Source organism: Pseudomonas sp. B21-047, from assembly GCF_024748775.1.
In the GTDB taxonomy this organism is placed as follows: Bacteria; Pseudomonadota; Gammaproteobacteria; order Pseudomonadales; family Pseudomonadaceae; genus Aquipseudomonas; species Aquipseudomonas capeferrum.
In genome coordinates, this window is the sequence record NZ_CP087169.1 from 127501 (window position 1) to 142506 (window position 15006).

Below are 15006 nucleotides of genomic sequence, written 5' to 3' on the forward strand. Positions count from 1 at the left end.
CGAGCGAACGGGGACCAGCCCTTAAGTTGGTTTGAGATTAGTGGAACGCTCTGGAAAGTGCGGCCATAGTGGGTGATAGCCCCGTACACGAAAATCTCTTATCAATGAAATCGAGTAGGACGGAGCACGAGAAACTTTGTCTGAATATGGGGGGACCATCCTCCAAGGCTAAATACTACTGACTGACCGATAGTGAACTAGTACCGTGAGGGAAAGGCGAAAAGAACCCCGGAGAGGGGAGTGAAATAGATCCTGAAACCGTATGCGTACAAGCAGTGGGAGCCTACTTGTTAGGTGACTGCGTACCTTTTGTATAATGGGTCAGCGACTTATATTCAGTGGCGAGCTTAACCGAATAGGGGAGGCGTAGCGAAAGCGAGTCTTAATAGGGCGTTTAGTCGCTGGGTATAGACCCGAAACCGGGCGATCTATCCATGGGCAGGTTGAAGGTTAGGTAACACTGACTGGAGGACCGAACCGACTACCGTTGAAAAGTTAGCGGATGACCTGTGGATCGGAGTGAAAGGCTAATCAAGCTCGGAGATAGCTGGTTCTCCTCGAAAGCTATTTAGGTAGCGCCTCATGTATCACTGTAGGGGGTAGAGCACTGTTTCGGCTAGGGGGTCATCCCGACTTACCAAACCGATGCAAACTCCGAATACCTACAAGTGCCGAGCATGGGAGACACACGGCGGGTGCTAACGTCCGTCGTGAAAAGGGAAACAACCCAGACCGTCAGCTAAGGTCCCAAAGTCATGGTTAAGTGGGAAACGATGTGGGAAGGCTTAGACAGCTAGGAGGTTGGCTTAGAAGCAGCCACCCTTTAAAGAAAGCGTAATAGCTCACTAGTCGAGTCGGCCTGCGCGGAAGATGTAACGGGGCTCAAACCATGCACCGAAGCTACGGGTATCACCTTATGGTGATGCGGTAGAGGAGCGTTCTGTAAGCCTGTGAAGGTGAGTTGAGAAGCTTGCTGGAGGTATCAGAAGTGCGAATGCTGACATGAGTAACGACAATGGGAGTGAAAAACTCCCACGCCGAAAGACCAAGGTTTCCTGCGCAACGTTAATCGACGCAGGGTTAGTCGGTCCCTAAGGCGAGGCTGAAAAGCGTAGTCGATGGAAAACAGGTTAATATTCCTGTACTTGCAGTTATTGCGATGGAGGGACGGAGAAGGCTAGGCCAGCTTGGCGTTGGTTGTCCAAGTTTAAGGTGGTAGGCTGAAATCTTAGGCAAATCCGGGATTTCAAGGCCGAGAGCTGATGACGAGTTGCCTTTAGGCGACGAAGTGGTTGATGCCATGCTTCCAAGAAAAGCTCCTAAGCTTCAGATAACTGGGAACCGTACCCCAAACCGACACAGGTGGTTAGGTAGAGAATACCAAGGCGCTTGAGAGAACTCGGGTGAAGGAACTAGGCAAAATGGCACCGTAACTTCGGGAGAAGGTGCGCCGGCGAGGGTCAAGGACTTGCTCCGTAAGCCCATGCCGGTCGAAGATACCAGGCCGCTGCGACTGTTTATTAAAAACACAGCACTCTGCAAACACGAAAGTGGACGTATAGGGTGTGACGCCTGCCCGGTGCCGGAAGGTTAATTGATGGGGTTAGCGCAAGCGAAGCTCTTGATCGAAGCCCCGGTAAACGGCGGCCGTAACTATAACGGTCCTAAGGTAGCGAAATTCCTTGTCGGGTAAGTTCCGACCTGCACGAATGGCGTAACGATGGCGGCGCTGTCTCCACCCGAGACTCAGTGAAATTGAAATCGCTGTGAAGATGCAGTGTATCCGCGGCTAGACGGAAAGACCCCGTGAACCTTTACTATAGCTTTGCACTGGACTTTGAATTTGCTTGTGTAGGATAGGTGGGAGGCTTTGAAGTGGGGACGCCAGTTCTCATGGAGCCATCCTTGAAATACCACCCTGGCAACTTTGAGGTTCTAACTCAGGTCCGTTATCCGGATCGAGGACAGTGTATGGTGGGTAGTTTGACTGGGGCGGTCTCCTCCCAAAGAGTAACGGAGGAGTACGAAGGTGCGCTCAGACCGGTCGGAAATCGGTCGTAGAGTATAAAGGCAAAAGCGCGCTTGACTGCGAGACAAACACGTCGAGCAGGTACGAAAGTAGGTCTTAGTGATCCGGTGGTTCTGTATGGAAGGGCCATCGCTCAACGGATAAAAGGTACTCCGGGGATAACAGGCTGATACCGCCCAAGAGTTCATATCGACGGCGGTGTTTGGCACCTCGATGTCGGCTCATCACATCCTGGGGCTGAAGCCGGTCCCAAGGGTATGGCTGTTCGCCATTTAAAGTGGTACGCGAGCTGGGTTTAGAACGTCGTGAGACAGTTCGGTCCCTATCTGCCGTGGACGTTTGAGATTTGAGAGGGGCTGCTCCTAGTACGAGAGGACCGGAGTGGACGAACCTCTGGTGTTCCGGTTGTCACGCCAGTGGCATTGCCGGGTAGCTATGTTCGGAAGAGATAACCGCTGAAAGCATCTAAGCGGGAAACTTGCCTCAAGATGAGATCTCACTGGGATCTAGAATCCCCTAAAGGGCCGTCGAAGACTACGACGTTGATAGGTTGGGTGTGTAAGCGCTGTGAGGCGTTGAGCTAACCAATACTAATTGCCCGTGAGGCTTGACCATATAACACCCAAGCAATTTGCTCATGCAGATTGCGGTGGTGAAGACACACGAACCGAAAGTTCGAATGTACATCACAACATCACATATCCGAATTCGCTAGGCTGTCCATCTGGACATTCTGGCAACAGAATTTCTTGACGACCATAGAGCATTGGAACCACCTGATCCCATCCCGAACTCAGTAGTGAAACGATGCATCGCCGATGGTAGTGTGGGGTCTCCCCATGTGAGAGTAGGTCATCGTCAAGATTCATTTCGCAAAACCCCTATCTGCGCGAGCAGGTAGGGGTTTTGTCTTTAAGTAGAAGCCATAGAAATTCGCGGGCACGTCTTCAGGACGGGCCGGCACACAGAATTTCTTGACGACCATAGAGCATTGGAACCACCTGATCCCATCCCGAACTCAGCAGTGAAACGATGCATCGCCGATGGTAGTGTGGGGTCTCCCCATGTGAGAGTAGGTCATCGTCAAGATTCAAACCCAAAGCCCCTGTCTGCATCGCAGACAGGGGCTTTGTCTTTTCGGGTCAGAATTGATAGCTGACCGTTGCGCTGACGTTGCGCTCTTCACCCATGTAGCAATAGTTCAGGCTGGCACATGAAGTGACGTAGCTCTCATTGGTGAGGTTGTTGGCGTTCAGGCGCACATCCATCCCCGTCAGGCCAACCTTGCCCAGGTCGTATCCGATCGAGGCATCAAACAGCGTGTAGGAGGGCACCTTCATGCTGTTTTCCGCATCCACCCAGCTGTACCCTACATAACGCACCCCACCGCCCAGTCGCAGGCCGTCCAGCGGCCCCTGGCGGAAGTTGTAGTCGGCCCACAGCGAAAACATCTGCTTGGGTGCCTGGGTGGGCGAATTACCCTTGTTGTCCAGGTTGGCTGTCACCAGGCTCGGCATCGTCTTGGCATACTCGATGTCGGTAAAGGTGTAGCCGCCCAACAGCTTGAGGTTGTCGGTCAGCTGAACATGCGCCTCCAGCTCCAGGCCTTGTGAGCGTACTTCACCCACCGGGCGGTAGAAGTCTTCGTTCGGCTGCTTGGAGGCCAGGTTCTCCTGCTCGATACGGAACACCGATGCGGTAAACAGGTTGTCACTGCCGGGCGGCTGGTACTTGATACCCGCCTCCCACTGAGTACCCTCGGTCGGTGCCAACGGCCGGCCTTCCTGGTCGGACACGGTATTGGGGTTGAACGACTCCGAGTAGCTGACATAGGGCGCCAAGCCGTTCTCGAACAGGTAGAGCACGCCCGCCCGGGTGGTGAATTTGCTGCGCTGGTCGTTGACCTTGGTGTTGCTGTCGCGATTCTCCTCGGAGACCTTCACCCAGTCCTGGCGTAAGCCCAGCGAGAAGCGCCATTGGTCCAGCTCGACAAGGTCCTGCAGGTACACACCCGTTTGCTGCAGGCGGCGCTGATAGCGGTTTTCACCGAGTACCTGGAGGTTGCCATTGCCATATTGAGGGTTGCCGGCATCCAGCGGGTCGACCGTGCCGTAACGCCATTCCACGTCGGCCTTGCGGCGCTGGTAGTCGGTGCCAAGCAGCAGGGTGTGCTTGGCCGCGCCGGTGAAGAACTCCGCCTGCAGCATGTTGTCGATGATGTACGAATGCAGGCGCTCGTCGCCCCCGGTGTAGGCGCGGTTGAGGATGTTGCTGTCGGCGTCGGCCCAACCGGCCGAATACACCTGGTCCATCGTCACGTCAGAATCCTGGTAGCGGAAGTTCTGCCGGGCGGTGAAGACGTCGTTGAAACGGTGCTCGAACTGGTAGCTGAACGACTGCTGGGTACGCTCATAGTTGTCGACCCCAGGCTCACCTTCAAAGAAGTGGTCTGACAGGCGCAGCCCGTTGCGCTTGTGCAGCATGCCGTCAGCCGGGTTACCCCCGTGGTAGCCACCATTGGGGTCGTGCTGCAGGTATGCCTGCAGCGTCAGCGAGGTGTCTTCGGTGAAGTCGATGCTGATAGCCGGTGCGATGGCGTAGCGTTCTTCCTTGTTATGGTCGAACTGAGTATCAGAGCTGTCCGCCAAGCCTGTCAGGCGATAGGCAATACGCTTGTCGTCATCGACCGGGCCGCTGAAGTCGAAGCCCATGCCACGCTGGCCTTGGGTGCCGACGGTGGCCTGCACCTGATGGAAGGGCGTGAACAGGGGCTTCTTGGTGGTCAGTGCCACCAGGCCCCCTGGTGAGCTGCGGCCATAGAGTACCGAAGAGGGCCCTTTGAGGATGTCGATGCGCTCCAGAAAGTAAGGGTCCACTTGCATGGTGCTGTAGGTGCCGTTGTCTCCCATGGACTTCAGGCCGTCAACGTAGATGTTGTCGACCGAACCGTCGTTGAAGCCGCGCATGGCCACATAGTCGTAGCGGTGAGTGGCGCCATAGGGGTTGGTCAGCACCCCAGGCGTATAGCGCATGGCCTGGGCGACGGTCTGCGAGCCCTGGTCATCTATCTGCTGGCGAGTCACCACCGAGACCGACTGTGAGGTTTCCACCAGGGGCATACTGGTCTTGGTCGCCACCTGGCTGTGGGTGGCGTAGTAGCCATCCATGCTGCCCAAGGCATTGCCCAGGGAGAAGCTGCGGATATCGGTGTCTGGCAGCGACAGTGCGGCGTTGTCTGGCTGGGCCCGCAGCACATAGCTGTGCCCACCCTGGCTTACGGCCTCCAGGCCGCTGCCATTGAGCAATTGGCGCAGCGCCTGATTGGCCGAGTACTGCCCTTGCAAGCCACGGGATTGCAGCCCATTGGTCAATTGCGGTGTGCTGGAGAGGGTGATTCCCGCCTGACGGGCAAACTGGTTGAGCACATCGTTCAGTTCGCCGGGCGCAATCGCATACTGCTGGCTGACCTGCGCGGCTTCAGCGGCCAAGGCTTGAAGGGGCAGGGCGCTGATGCCCAGTGCGGTACCGAACAGAGCTGCCCGAACGGCCTTGCGCAGGCTGGCTGAATTCAAGACAGGTCGAAAATCATTCTCGTTAGTGCGGTGTGTAGAGGTAGAGACAATGGGCATGAAAGCGTCCGTTGAAAGGTTGAGGGCAGAAGGCGTTGCTTACTGTCCTAGCCGGATCGATGCCCAAAACCCGCCAAAAATATCCCCGCAGGGGTGAAGTCAGGCCATGTGCTCGACGCGGATCCACCAACGTGTGCGTTGGCGAAGCCTGACCGGGAGCGTTTTTGGCAGCAGTTGCAGCAGTTGCTCCGGGTCGTCCAGGCGGAACACACCGGACAGGCGCAGATCGGCAATGTCATCGCTGCAAGCCAGGTAGCCATGGCGATAGCGGCTCACTTGCGCGAGAAAATCGTGCAAGCGCATGTCGCGGGTCACGATCAGCCCTTCGCTCCAGGCCGTGGGGTCCATATCCACGCGATCCAGGCGTTGTGCACCGCTGGCATCCAGGCGCCAGTGCTGGCTGCTGTCGATCCATTGCACCTGGCCATTCCCCGGCCGGTGTATCGCCACCTTTCCCTGGCTGACGCTGACGCGGGTGCAGGCGATATCCTGGCGTACCACAAAGCGAGCATTGAAACCTTCGAGCAAGGCCTCTTGCGTCTGTACCAACAGGGGGCGCGTCTGATCCTGCGCTTCGCTGCAGGTTAGCATCAGCTCCCCTTGCTTGAGGTGGACCAAACGCTGCTGCTGGTCGAAGGCCAGGTCCACCGCACTGCGCGTGTTCAGTTGCATCAATGAGCCATCGGGCAGGTGCAATCGCCGCCGTTCGCCAGTAGCAGTGGCGTAGTCCGAAGCCCAGGCGCTGACGCTATCGAGGTCTCTGGCCAGCCAGGTGGCCGAGCCCACCAGGGCGACGCCGCCAAGCAACTTGAGCGCCTGGCGCCGGTGCAGGCGCCGCTGGCTGGTTTCCAGGGTATGCAAGGCAACCCCAGCGCCGGGGATGGTCCGCAGGTCAAGGTCCTGGTGCAGGTGTATCACCCGTTGCCAGGCCAGTTCGTGCTCATGCCGCGCGCTACGCCACTGCTCGCATTGCTGCAGCAGGGCAGGGCTGCTACCGCTCTCTCGCAGCCTGAGCAGCCACTGAATGGCTTGCTTGACCGCTTTGGCCGACGGTGCGACTACTGTCATCGCTCGTCTTCAAAGCGCAGCAGGTAGCAATGGTAAAGCGCATCGGCGATATAGCGCTCGACGGTGCGTACGGATATGCCCATTTGCTCGGCGATGGCCTGGTGTTTCAGCCCATCGCACTGGGCCAGCAGAAAGGCGCGGCGCACCTTTGGCTTGAGCCCGTCGAGCATGCGCGCGATACGCTCCAGCAGCTCCAGCAGCACTTCGCGGGTCTCGGCCGAGGGGGCCTGTGTTTCCGGCAAGTGAGCCAGGGCTTCGAGGTAGGCCCGGTGCAGTTCTTCACGGCGCCAGTGATCGATCACCAGCCCACGTGCCACGGTCCGCAGAAACGCCCTTGGCGTGTTCAGCTGTACCTGCTCGCGACGCTGCAACAGCCGCACGAAGGTGTCCTGCGCCAGGTCCGCGGCATCGGCGGCATTGCCCAGCTTGCTGCGCAGCCAGGCATGCAACCAACCGTGGTGGTCACTGTAGAGCGTTTGCACGGAGTCATTGGAAGGCATGGAGGAGGGCGCTGGCTTCAATGGACATGAATGATAATTAGTCTCATTGTTTGCGGTGCCGGGCTAATTTGCAACCGTCTCATGCCGGCCTGTTATCGTGCCAACTGCGAATCCAGGTAAGCCCTGATCACGTGCGCGCCGGAGTTCAAGTGCTTCTCCAGCACGGCGATGGCTTCATCCACCAGTTTGTCGCTGGCCGCATTCACCAGCGCGTTGTGATCGTCCTGGGTGAGTTTCCCCAACCCCATGGAGGAAAGATGAAAGCGCAGAAAACGCTCTTCTTCGTTCAGTTCGTTCTCGATCAGGCGCAACAGCTTCTTGTTTGACGCCTTGCTGTACAGCGTCATGTGGAACAGGCGGTTGAGGCGGCCGAGTTCGGCGTGGCGGGTCTCATGCTCCAGTTGCAGGATGTAGCCGCGGGCACGGGCGATGTCGTCGGCATCAAGCAGCGGAATGGATTGGCGCAGCGCCTCGCTTTCGAGCAGAACACGCAGGGCATAGGTGTCTACCGCGTCCTCGCCGATCAACGGCGCAACCACAGCGCCCTTGTGCATCTCCACGTTCAGCAGCGATTGCGCTTCAAGTTGGCGCAAGGCCTCGCGCACAGGCATGCGGCTGACCCCGAACAAGGTCGCCAGCTCTTGCTGACGCACAGCGGTGCCTGGCGGTAGTCGCCCATCAAGAATGGCGCTGCGCAGGCGCTCTTCGATAACAGCACGTGCCAGGTGTGGGGGTAGCTGTTCGCTAGCCAGCACGTTGCTCAGTTTAATTTTCTCGGCCACGCGGAGTCTGCCTCGACCATAACGAAAGTTGGATCCAATGACACTAGTAACAGGCAAGGGGGCTTGTCAAACCGTCAGCCGCATTGGAGCGGGTGACCCAAGGCCGCGGCTATGGTGTATGAAGTCGCTTGGCAAAGGAAGCGGCACATAGAACGAGATAGCCATAAAGTTAGTATGGCCCATCCCCAGGTTGCGTGATTGCAGGATGCCATTGTCTTTTGCACAGCGAGGCCGCACCATCGCTGCTTTCGACTGGTCTGAACAGGTCTTCGCAGTGGCGATATCCTGGATGTTCAAAACCGCTGTGCGACGTGTCGGCCTTGCCGCGCTGCTGGGTAGCTTGCTACTGGGCGGTTTGCACGCGGATTGGGATTTTTCCCAGATCAGTCGCAAGTCGCAGGCCCTGTATGGCCCGCTTGGCGCAGGCCAGGGGCGTATCGACGCCTGGCAGCACCTGATGGCCACGCAGAAGCAGGCCACCGAGCTGGAGCGGCTGCAGGTGGTCAACCGCTTCTTCAACCAGCAACTGCGCTACGTCGAAGATATCGACCTGTGGCATGAGGTCGATTATTGGGCCACGCCGGTCCAGGCACTGATCAAGGGGGCAGGTGATTGCGAGGACTACGCTATTGCCAAGTATTTCAGCCTACGGCGCATGGGCATCCCCAGCGAAAAGCTGCGTATCACCTACGTCAAGGCGTTGCGGCAAAACCGAGCGCACATGGTGCTGACCTACTATTCAAACCCACAGGCTCAACCGTTGGTGCTCGACAGCCTGATGGATGCCATCAAGCCGGCGAGCCAGCGTCCCGACCTGCTGCCGGTGTATGCCTTCAATGGTGAGGGGCTGTGGCTGACAGGCGCCGCCGGCAACAAGAAGGTAGGCGATACCAAGCGGCTGTCACGCTGGCAGGATTTGCTGAAGAAAATGCAGGCCGAAGGGTTCCCGGCCGAGCCGGTTTACTGAAGGAGCACAGATGTCACTGTTCAAACAATTGCTGTTGGCCATTTGCCTGTTCCTGGTGGTCGCCTTCAGCGGCAGCTTCATGGTCAGCCTGGAGAGCTCGCGCAGCCAGTACGTCAACCAGCTGCGTTCGCACGCCCAGGACGCAGCCACTGCCCTGGCGCTGTCGCTGACACCCAACATCGACGACCCGGCGATGGTCGAACTGATGGTCAGCTCGATCTTCGACAGTGGCTACTATGCGAGCATCAAGGTCGTCGACCTGGGTTCCAATGCCGTGTTGGTGGAGCGCCATGCCGAGCCTGACCGAGGGGGTGTGCCGGCCTGGTTCGTCCACCTCATTGGCCTTGAAGCGGCCGGTGGCGATGCCATTGTCAGCCGCGGATGGCAGCAGGCCGCCCGGGTGGAGGTGATCAGTCACCCGATGTTCGCCATCGCCAAGCTCTGGCAGAGCGCCTTGGGCAGCCTGGGCTGGTTGCTGCTGTGTGGTGCTGCCAGTGCGGTGCTCGGCGCGTTGTTGCTGCGCCGCCAGTTGCGGCCACTGGACTACATGGTCGAGCAATCCCATGCCATCGCCCGGCGCGAATTCCTCAGCCTGCCAGACCTGCCGCGCACACCCGAGCTGCGCCGTGTGGTGCAGGCGATGAACCAGATGGTCGAGAAGCTCAAGGCGCTGTTCACCGAGCAGGCCGAGCGCAGTGAGCGGTTGCGCGCCGAGTCCTACCAGGACAGCCTCACCGGGCTGTCCAACCGCCGCTATTTCGAGATGCAGCTCAATACCCGCGTCAGCAACATGGAGGAAGCGCGGGCCGGTTACTTGCTGTTGCTGCGGGTGCAGGGGCTGGCAGGCCTCAACGCGCGCCTGGGCGGGCAGCGTACCGACCAGCTGTTGCAGGCGGTGGGCGAGCAACTGCGCCGTACCTGTGCCAGCTACCCAGAAACCAAAGACCTGATTTCGCGCAGCCGTGGGGGCGAGTTCGCCGTGCTGGCGCCGGGTATGGTGCACGAGGAGGCCGTACAGCTTGCCCAGGCGCTGGAGGCCACCCTGCAGAGCCTGCACGAGACTGGCGCCAGTGATGTCAGCCCGGTCGCGTGCATCGGCCTTGCGCCCTTCAGCCCCGGCGATGCGCCACAGGCATTGCTGAAACTTGCCGACGAAGCCCTGGCCCTTGCCGAAAACCAGCCGGCACCCGGCTGGGTCTGTCTCGAACAGGGTGCAGCTGCGGTAGCGGGCGATAGCCATCATGCCTGGCATGAACGGCTCGACCAGGCATTTGCCAATGGGCATTTCGAGCTGTTTTTCCAGCCGGTGGTGGACTGCGAAACAGCGCAACGGGTGTTGCACCACAAAGTCATCTCGCGCTTGCACGATGAGCAAGGCGAGGCACTGCCCGCCGGGCGCTTCCTGCCCTGGCTGGAGCGCTTCGGCTGGATGCCGCGCCTGGATGTGCTGGTGCTGGAAAAGGTGCTCGCCCACCTGCGCAGCCATGATCAGATGCTGGCGCTGAACCTGTCCGCAGCAACCTTGGCCGACCCCAAGGCGCTGCAACGCGTCTACGAGCTGCTAAGCCAGCATGCGGCGCTGGGCCCGCGGTTGACGTTCGAGATCGGCGAAGAGCAACTGCCCGACCAGTCTGCCCTCGAGCAACTGACCCGACGCCTGCACGCGCTTGGCTTCGGGCTGGCGCTGCAGCGCTTCGGCGGCCGTTTCAGCATGATCGGCAACTTGGCACACCTGGGCCTGGCATACCTGAAAATCGATGGCAGCTATATCCGCAACATTGACCATGAGCAGCACAAGCGCCTGTTCATCGAAGCGATCCAACGCGCCGCACACAGTATCGACCTGCCGTTGATTGCCGAGCGGGTCGAGACGGAAGGCGAGCGGTTGGTGCTGCGGGAGATGGGCGTGGGTGGTATTCAGGGGCAGCTGGTGGGTGAACCTGCACCCTGGCGCTGATACTTCCTCGTGGAGCGGCCCCGGCGATTTTTGCTGCGCCACAGAACCTGGGGCCGCTCCGCGACCCTTTCCGACCGGTCCGGCGCCCCGGCAAGGCCGCTCCTACACACACAGCCGTGCGTGGCGTTAACGCTCGCGCAGGGCTTCCGAGCGGGCCTTCATGATCGGCTTGAGCAGGTAGCTCATGATGGTCTTCTTGCCGGTCATGATATCCACCGTCGCCACCATCCCGGGAATGATCAGTAATGGCTTCTCGTCAGTGCCCAGGTGGCTGCGATCGGTGCGCAGCTTGATCAGGTAGTACGTGGTCTTTTTGTCTTCATCGGTGATGGTGTCGGCACCGATCTGCTCCAGCTTGGCCTTCAGGCCACCGTAAATGGTGTAGTCATAGGCGGTGAACTTGACCGTCGCTTCCTGCCCTGGATGCAGGAAGGCGATGTCCTTGGGCAGGATCTTCGCTTCGATGACCAGGGTGTCGTCCAGCGGCACGACCTCGACGATGTCGCTACCCGGCTGGATCACTCCACCGATGGTGTTGACCAGCAGCTGTTTGACGATACCGCGCACAGGTGAGGTGACCATGGTGCGGTGAACCCGGTCGTCCAGCGCCTTGCTGGTGGCAGTGGCCTTGCTGAGCTCGGTGCGTGCCTCATTGAGCTGGGTCAGCGCTTCGCTGCGGAATTTGCCACGGGTTTCTTCGATCTTGCTCTGTACTTCCCGAATGGCCGCCTCGGCACGCGGGATGGCCAGCGCGGTGGAATCCATCTGGCCACGGTTTTCCACTTCGGCACGGCGCAGGCGCAGCACTTCGACCTGGGAGATTGCGCCCTGGGCTACCAAGGGCTCGGACATCGCAATCTCCTGGCGCAGCAATTGCAGGCTGTTGGCGTACTGCGCGCGCTTGGAGGTGTATTCGCGCAGCTCCTGCTGACGCTGTACCAGCTGCTGCTGCAGGCCACCGATCTCGTCCTGCAGTTGCTGGCGCCGGCTCTGGTAGAGCGATTGCTCGTTGGCTGCCTGGTTGGGCGCGGCCTTGCTCAGGGCCTCATCGATTTGCAGCGGACGGTCTTCGACCTCGGCACTCAGGCGTTCGACGCGCAGCGCCATAGCCAAGCGGTCGGCCTCGGTTTCGCCGACGTTGGAGGCGAAGCGGGTTTCGTCCAGGCGCAGCAGGGGCTGGCCGATTTCGACGATCTGCCCTTCCTTGGCGTAGATTTCGGCGACGATGCCGCCCTCGAGGTTCTGGATCTTCTGCACCTTGGAGGACGGAATGGCCTTGCCTTCGCCGCGCGTGACTTCATCGATCGGCGCCACACTGGCCCAGACGATCAGGAATACGAAAAACGCGATCACACCCCAGATGGTCAGGCGCACCACCCGCGGTGCATCCTCGATCAGCGCCTTGTTGACCTCGGGCAGCGGCTGCCCGCCGAGCGAATCGGAGCCCTTGAAGTAGCGCCGCAGGCCATCCTTGAACTGCCCCATATCGAGCTTATGCAACACTGATCTGCCCCTTCTTCAGCGCATCCATGACCGCGGCTTTCGGGCCGTCGGCGACAATCTGCCCGCGATCGATGACGATCAGCCGGTCCACCAGCGACAGCAACGAGGCGCGGTGGGTCACCAGCAGCACCGTCTTGTTCTCGATCACCGCCTGCAGGCGTTGCTTGAGGCGCTCTTCACCGGTGTTGTCCATGGCGCTGGTCGGCTCGTCGAGCAGCAGGATCTGCGGGTTGAGCAGCAATGCACGCCCCAGGGCAACGTTCTGCCGCTGGCCGCCGGAGAGGTTCTGGCCACGCTCGCCCACTTGCAGCTCATAACCGTCGGGGTGCAGCCGGGCAAACTCATGAACACCTGCAAGTTCTGCGGCCTGCAGGATCATTTCGTCTTCGATGTAACGTGCGCCGCTGACCAGGTTGTCGCGCAGGGTGCCGGCCATCAGCTGGATGTCCTGCGGCACATAGCCGATGTTGTGGCGCAGTTCGCTGACGTCGATCTGGCGGATATCCACGCCATCGACCAGCAGTGACCCGCCGTCGGCTTCATAGAGGCCCACGACCAGCTTGGCCAGGGAGCTCTTGCCCGAGCCGCTGCGGCCAATGATGCCGACCTTTTCGCCGGGGCGGATGGTCAGGTTGATGTTCTTCAGGGCCAGGTTCTGCTGGTTCGGGTAGGTGAACTCGACCCCGCGGAACTCGATGCTGCCCTGCAGTACCCGGCGGCTCAGCGGCCGCTCCTCGAAGTTGCGCTCCTGCGGCAAGTCCATCATGTGGTCGGTGGCGACCATGGTTACCTTCGCCTGCTGGTAGCGGGCCAGCAAGCCGTTGAGCTGGCCCAGCGGGCCGAGGGCGCGGCCGCTGAGCATGTAGCAGGCGACCAGGCCGCCCATGCTCAGGTTGCCGTCGATGATCAGGTAGACACCCACGCAGATCATCGCCACGCCTGCCAGCTGCTGGATCAGCATGGTGATGTTCATCGCCAGGCTCGACAGCACCTTCACGCGCAGCTCCAACCGGCTGAGGGTGCCGAGGGTCTGCTCCCACATGTACTGGCGCTCGCTTTCGGCGTTGTTGACCTTGACGGCGTCCAGGCCAGCCAGGGTCTCGATCAGGCTGGACTGGCGCTCCGAGGCCAGGGCCATGGTCCGCTCCATGGTCGCCATCAGCGGCCGCTGCAAGGCATAACCGATGCCCAGGGCCAGCGGGAAGGCGATGATCGGGATCCACACCAGGTGCCCGCCAATGATGGCGATGACGATCAGGATCAGGAGGGTGAACGGCAGGTCGATCAGGCTGGTCAGGGTCAAGGAGGCGAGGAAGTCGCGCAAGCCCTGGAACTCATGGATGTTCTGGGCAAAGCTGCCGACCCGCGCCGGGCGGTACTTCATCGACATGCCGACGATACGCTCGAACAAGGTCGCCGAAATGATCAAGTCGGTCTTTTTGCCGGCAAGGTCCAGGCAGAGGCCGCGCAAGCCCTTGAGGATAAGGTCGAAGACGTAGGCGCCGGCGATGCCGACGGCCAGCACCCAGAGGGTCGAGGTTGCCTGGTTGGGCACCACCCGGTCATACACGTTCATGACGAACAGCGGCGCGGCCAGGGCGATCAGGTTGATTACCAGGCTGGCGGCGATGGCATCGATGTACAGCCATTTGCTGCGCAGCAGGGTGTCGCGGAACCAGGATTTCGCGCGCGGGATGAGGTTGCCGTGGTTGACGTCGAACTTGTGCTGCGGCTGGGCGAAGAACACGCGCCCGCTGTAGTCACTGAGCAGCGCTTCGCGGCTGACATGCACCTCGCCACCATCGCTCTCGCTAAGCAGCAGGCGCGCGGTGTCTTCGTTTTCCCAGCCCAGCAGCACGGCGCTGCGGCCTTCCTTGAGCAACAGCATGGCCGGCATGGCGATACTGGGGATCTGCTCCAGCTTGCGCTGCAGCAGCCGCCCCTGCAGCCCTGCCCGGGCCGCGGCACGGGGCAGCAGCTCGGGGCTCAGGCGCTGGGCAGGCAGCGGCAGGCCGGTGGTCAGCATGACCCGGCTGGCGGGTTTCTGATGCAGGACACACAGGCTCAGCAGGCTATCCAGCAAGGGATCGTCATGCTGACTGCGTGGATCGTGGCTGAGTTGGACTCGACTGACTTCGGATTCCACGCGGCGCTCTCTTCATCCTTGCGGTGGGTGGGGCAGGGTGTGCCTCAGTTCAGGCCTGACAGGCTCACCCTCGGTTTCAGATCGTTCTGCACAACGGTGGCCATCGGGGCTACGACACCCTGATTCTTGAGCAGTGGCCAATGGTCGCCTTGATTCGATACTGAGTAAACAATTGTATGTTCTTCACCGCTACCAGACGACGCTGGCTTAGTGAAGGTTACAGCTTGGACTCCAGGTCAGCCTTGTCGCTGACGCCAGTGTAAAGGTTGAAGTTCATTCGCAGCATAGCCTGCCATTCGTTGTTATGGCCTGCGGGCTATCGAGGGTGGTCTGCATGGCTTCGGGCAAGGATTGTGCTTGTGAATAGGTGGCGGCTAGGGTGATGGGAAGAACGGTAAACAGTGAAGCACGCATTTTTGGCGAGT

Annotated in this window: 8 protein-coding genes, 3 rRNA genes and 1 pseudogene (1 of these 12 only partly in view); 5 read left to right on the forward strand and 7 right to left on the reverse strand. The window is 60.0% G+C overall.

The genetic code is table 11. The features are described 5' to 3' along the window. From LOY26_RS00625 to rrf (LOY26_RS00635), 3 genes are all read left to right on the forward strand, one after another. Positions 1-2644: ribosomal RNA gene (locus LOY26_RS00625) — 23S ribosomal RNA — on the forward strand; it begins 248 nt to the left of the window's first position. A gap of 133 nt (positions 2645-2777) precedes the next feature. Next, a 5S ribosomal RNA gene (gene rrf, locus LOY26_RS00630) occupies positions 2778-2893 on the forward strand. A 109-nt stretch (positions 2894-3002) separates the two neighbouring features. Then, positions 3003-3118: ribosomal RNA gene (gene rrf, locus LOY26_RS00635) — 5S ribosomal RNA — on the forward strand. Positions 3119-3171: 53 nt separating this feature from the next. Here the strand turns inward: rrf (LOY26_RS00635) and LOY26_RS00640 are convergent. The 4 genes from LOY26_RS00640 to LOY26_RS00655 form a co-directional block, all read right to left on the reverse strand. Continuing rightward, positions 3172-5586 carry a TonB-dependent siderophore receptor gene (locus LOY26_RS00640; protein WP_258714886.1) on the reverse strand — a complete coding sequence of 805 codons (2415 nt, stop codon included), beginning with the start codon at positions 5584-5586 and terminating at the stop codon, positions 3172-3174. Positions 5587-5757: 171 nt separating this feature from the next. Then, positions 5758-6726, reverse strand: a complete 969-nt coding sequence (locus tag LOY26_RS00645; RefSeq protein ID WP_186661674.1) for a FecR domain-containing protein — start codon at positions 6724-6726, stop codon at positions 5758-5760. Then, positions 6723-7226 carry a sigma-70 family RNA polymerase sigma factor gene (locus LOY26_RS00650; protein ID WP_186661676.1) on the reverse strand — a complete coding sequence of 168 codons (504 nt, stop codon included), beginning with the start codon at positions 7224-7226 and terminating at the stop codon, positions 6723-6725. The genes LOY26_RS00645 and LOY26_RS00650 overlap by 4 nt, the downstream gene beginning before the upstream one ends. Positions 7227-7318: 92 nt before the next feature. Continuing rightward, positions 7319-8008 carry a GntR family transcriptional regulator gene (locus LOY26_RS00655; protein WP_258714282.1) on the reverse strand — a complete coding sequence of 230 codons (690 nt, stop codon included), beginning with the start codon at positions 8006-8008 and terminating at the stop codon, positions 7319-7321. Positions 8009-8213: 205 nt separating this feature from the next. Between LOY26_RS00655 and lapG the strand changes: the two genes are divergently transcribed. Both lapG and lapD read left to right on the forward strand, forming a co-directional pair. Next, entirely contained in the window at positions 8214-8975 is a 762-nt protein-coding gene (gene lapG, locus LOY26_RS00660; protein WP_186661678.1) for a cysteine protease LapG, read from the forward strand. Positions 8976-8985: 10 nt separating this feature from the next. Continuing rightward, entirely contained in the window at positions 8986-10932 is a 1947-nt protein-coding gene (lapD, locus tag LOY26_RS00665) for a cyclic di-GMP receptor LapD (protein ID WP_186661680.1), read from the forward strand. A gap of 126 nt (positions 10933-11058) precedes the next feature. Here lapD and LOY26_RS00670 read toward each other — a convergent pair whose 3' ends face one another. From LOY26_RS00670 to LOY26_RS00680, 3 genes and pseudogenes are all read right to left on the reverse strand, one after another. After that, positions 11059-12417 carry an HlyD family type I secretion periplasmic adaptor subunit gene (locus tag LOY26_RS00670; protein ID WP_156311540.1) on the reverse strand — a complete coding sequence of 453 codons (1359 nt, stop codon included), beginning with the start codon at positions 12415-12417 and terminating at the stop codon, positions 11059-11061. A gap of 7 nt (positions 12418-12424) precedes the next feature. Beyond that, complete coding sequence (locus LOY26_RS00675; protein ID WP_033703532.1) at positions 12425-14581, reverse strand: type I secretion system permease/ATPase; 2157 nt, start codon at positions 14579-14581, stop codon at positions 12425-12427. A gap of 44 nt (positions 14582-14625) precedes the next feature. Continuing rightward, positions 14626-14891: pseudogene (locus LOY26_RS00680) on the reverse strand (channel protein TolC); the annotation flags it as partial. Positions 14892-15006 lie beyond the last annotated feature (115 nt).

Coding starts and splice junctions, on each gene's coding strand:
- LOY26_RS00645 (WP_186661674.1), bottom strand. CDS start 6,726: ATGACAGTAGTCGCACCGTCGGCCAAAGCGGTCAAGCAAGCCATTCAG.
- LOY26_RS00670 (WP_156311540.1), bottom strand. CDS start 12,417: ATGGGGCAGTTCAAGGATGGCCTGCGGCGCTACTTCAAGGGCTCCGAT.
- lapD (WP_186661680.1), top strand. CDS start 8,986: ATGTCACTGTTCAAACAATTGCTGTTGGCCATTTGCCTGTTCCTGGTG.
- lapG (WP_186661678.1), top strand. CDS start 8,214: ATGCCATTGTCTTTTGCACAGCGAGGCCGCACCATCGCTGCTTTCGAC.
- LOY26_RS00650 (WP_186661676.1), bottom strand. CDS start 7,226: ATGCCTTCCAATGACTCCGTGCAAACGCTCTACAGTGACCACCACGGT.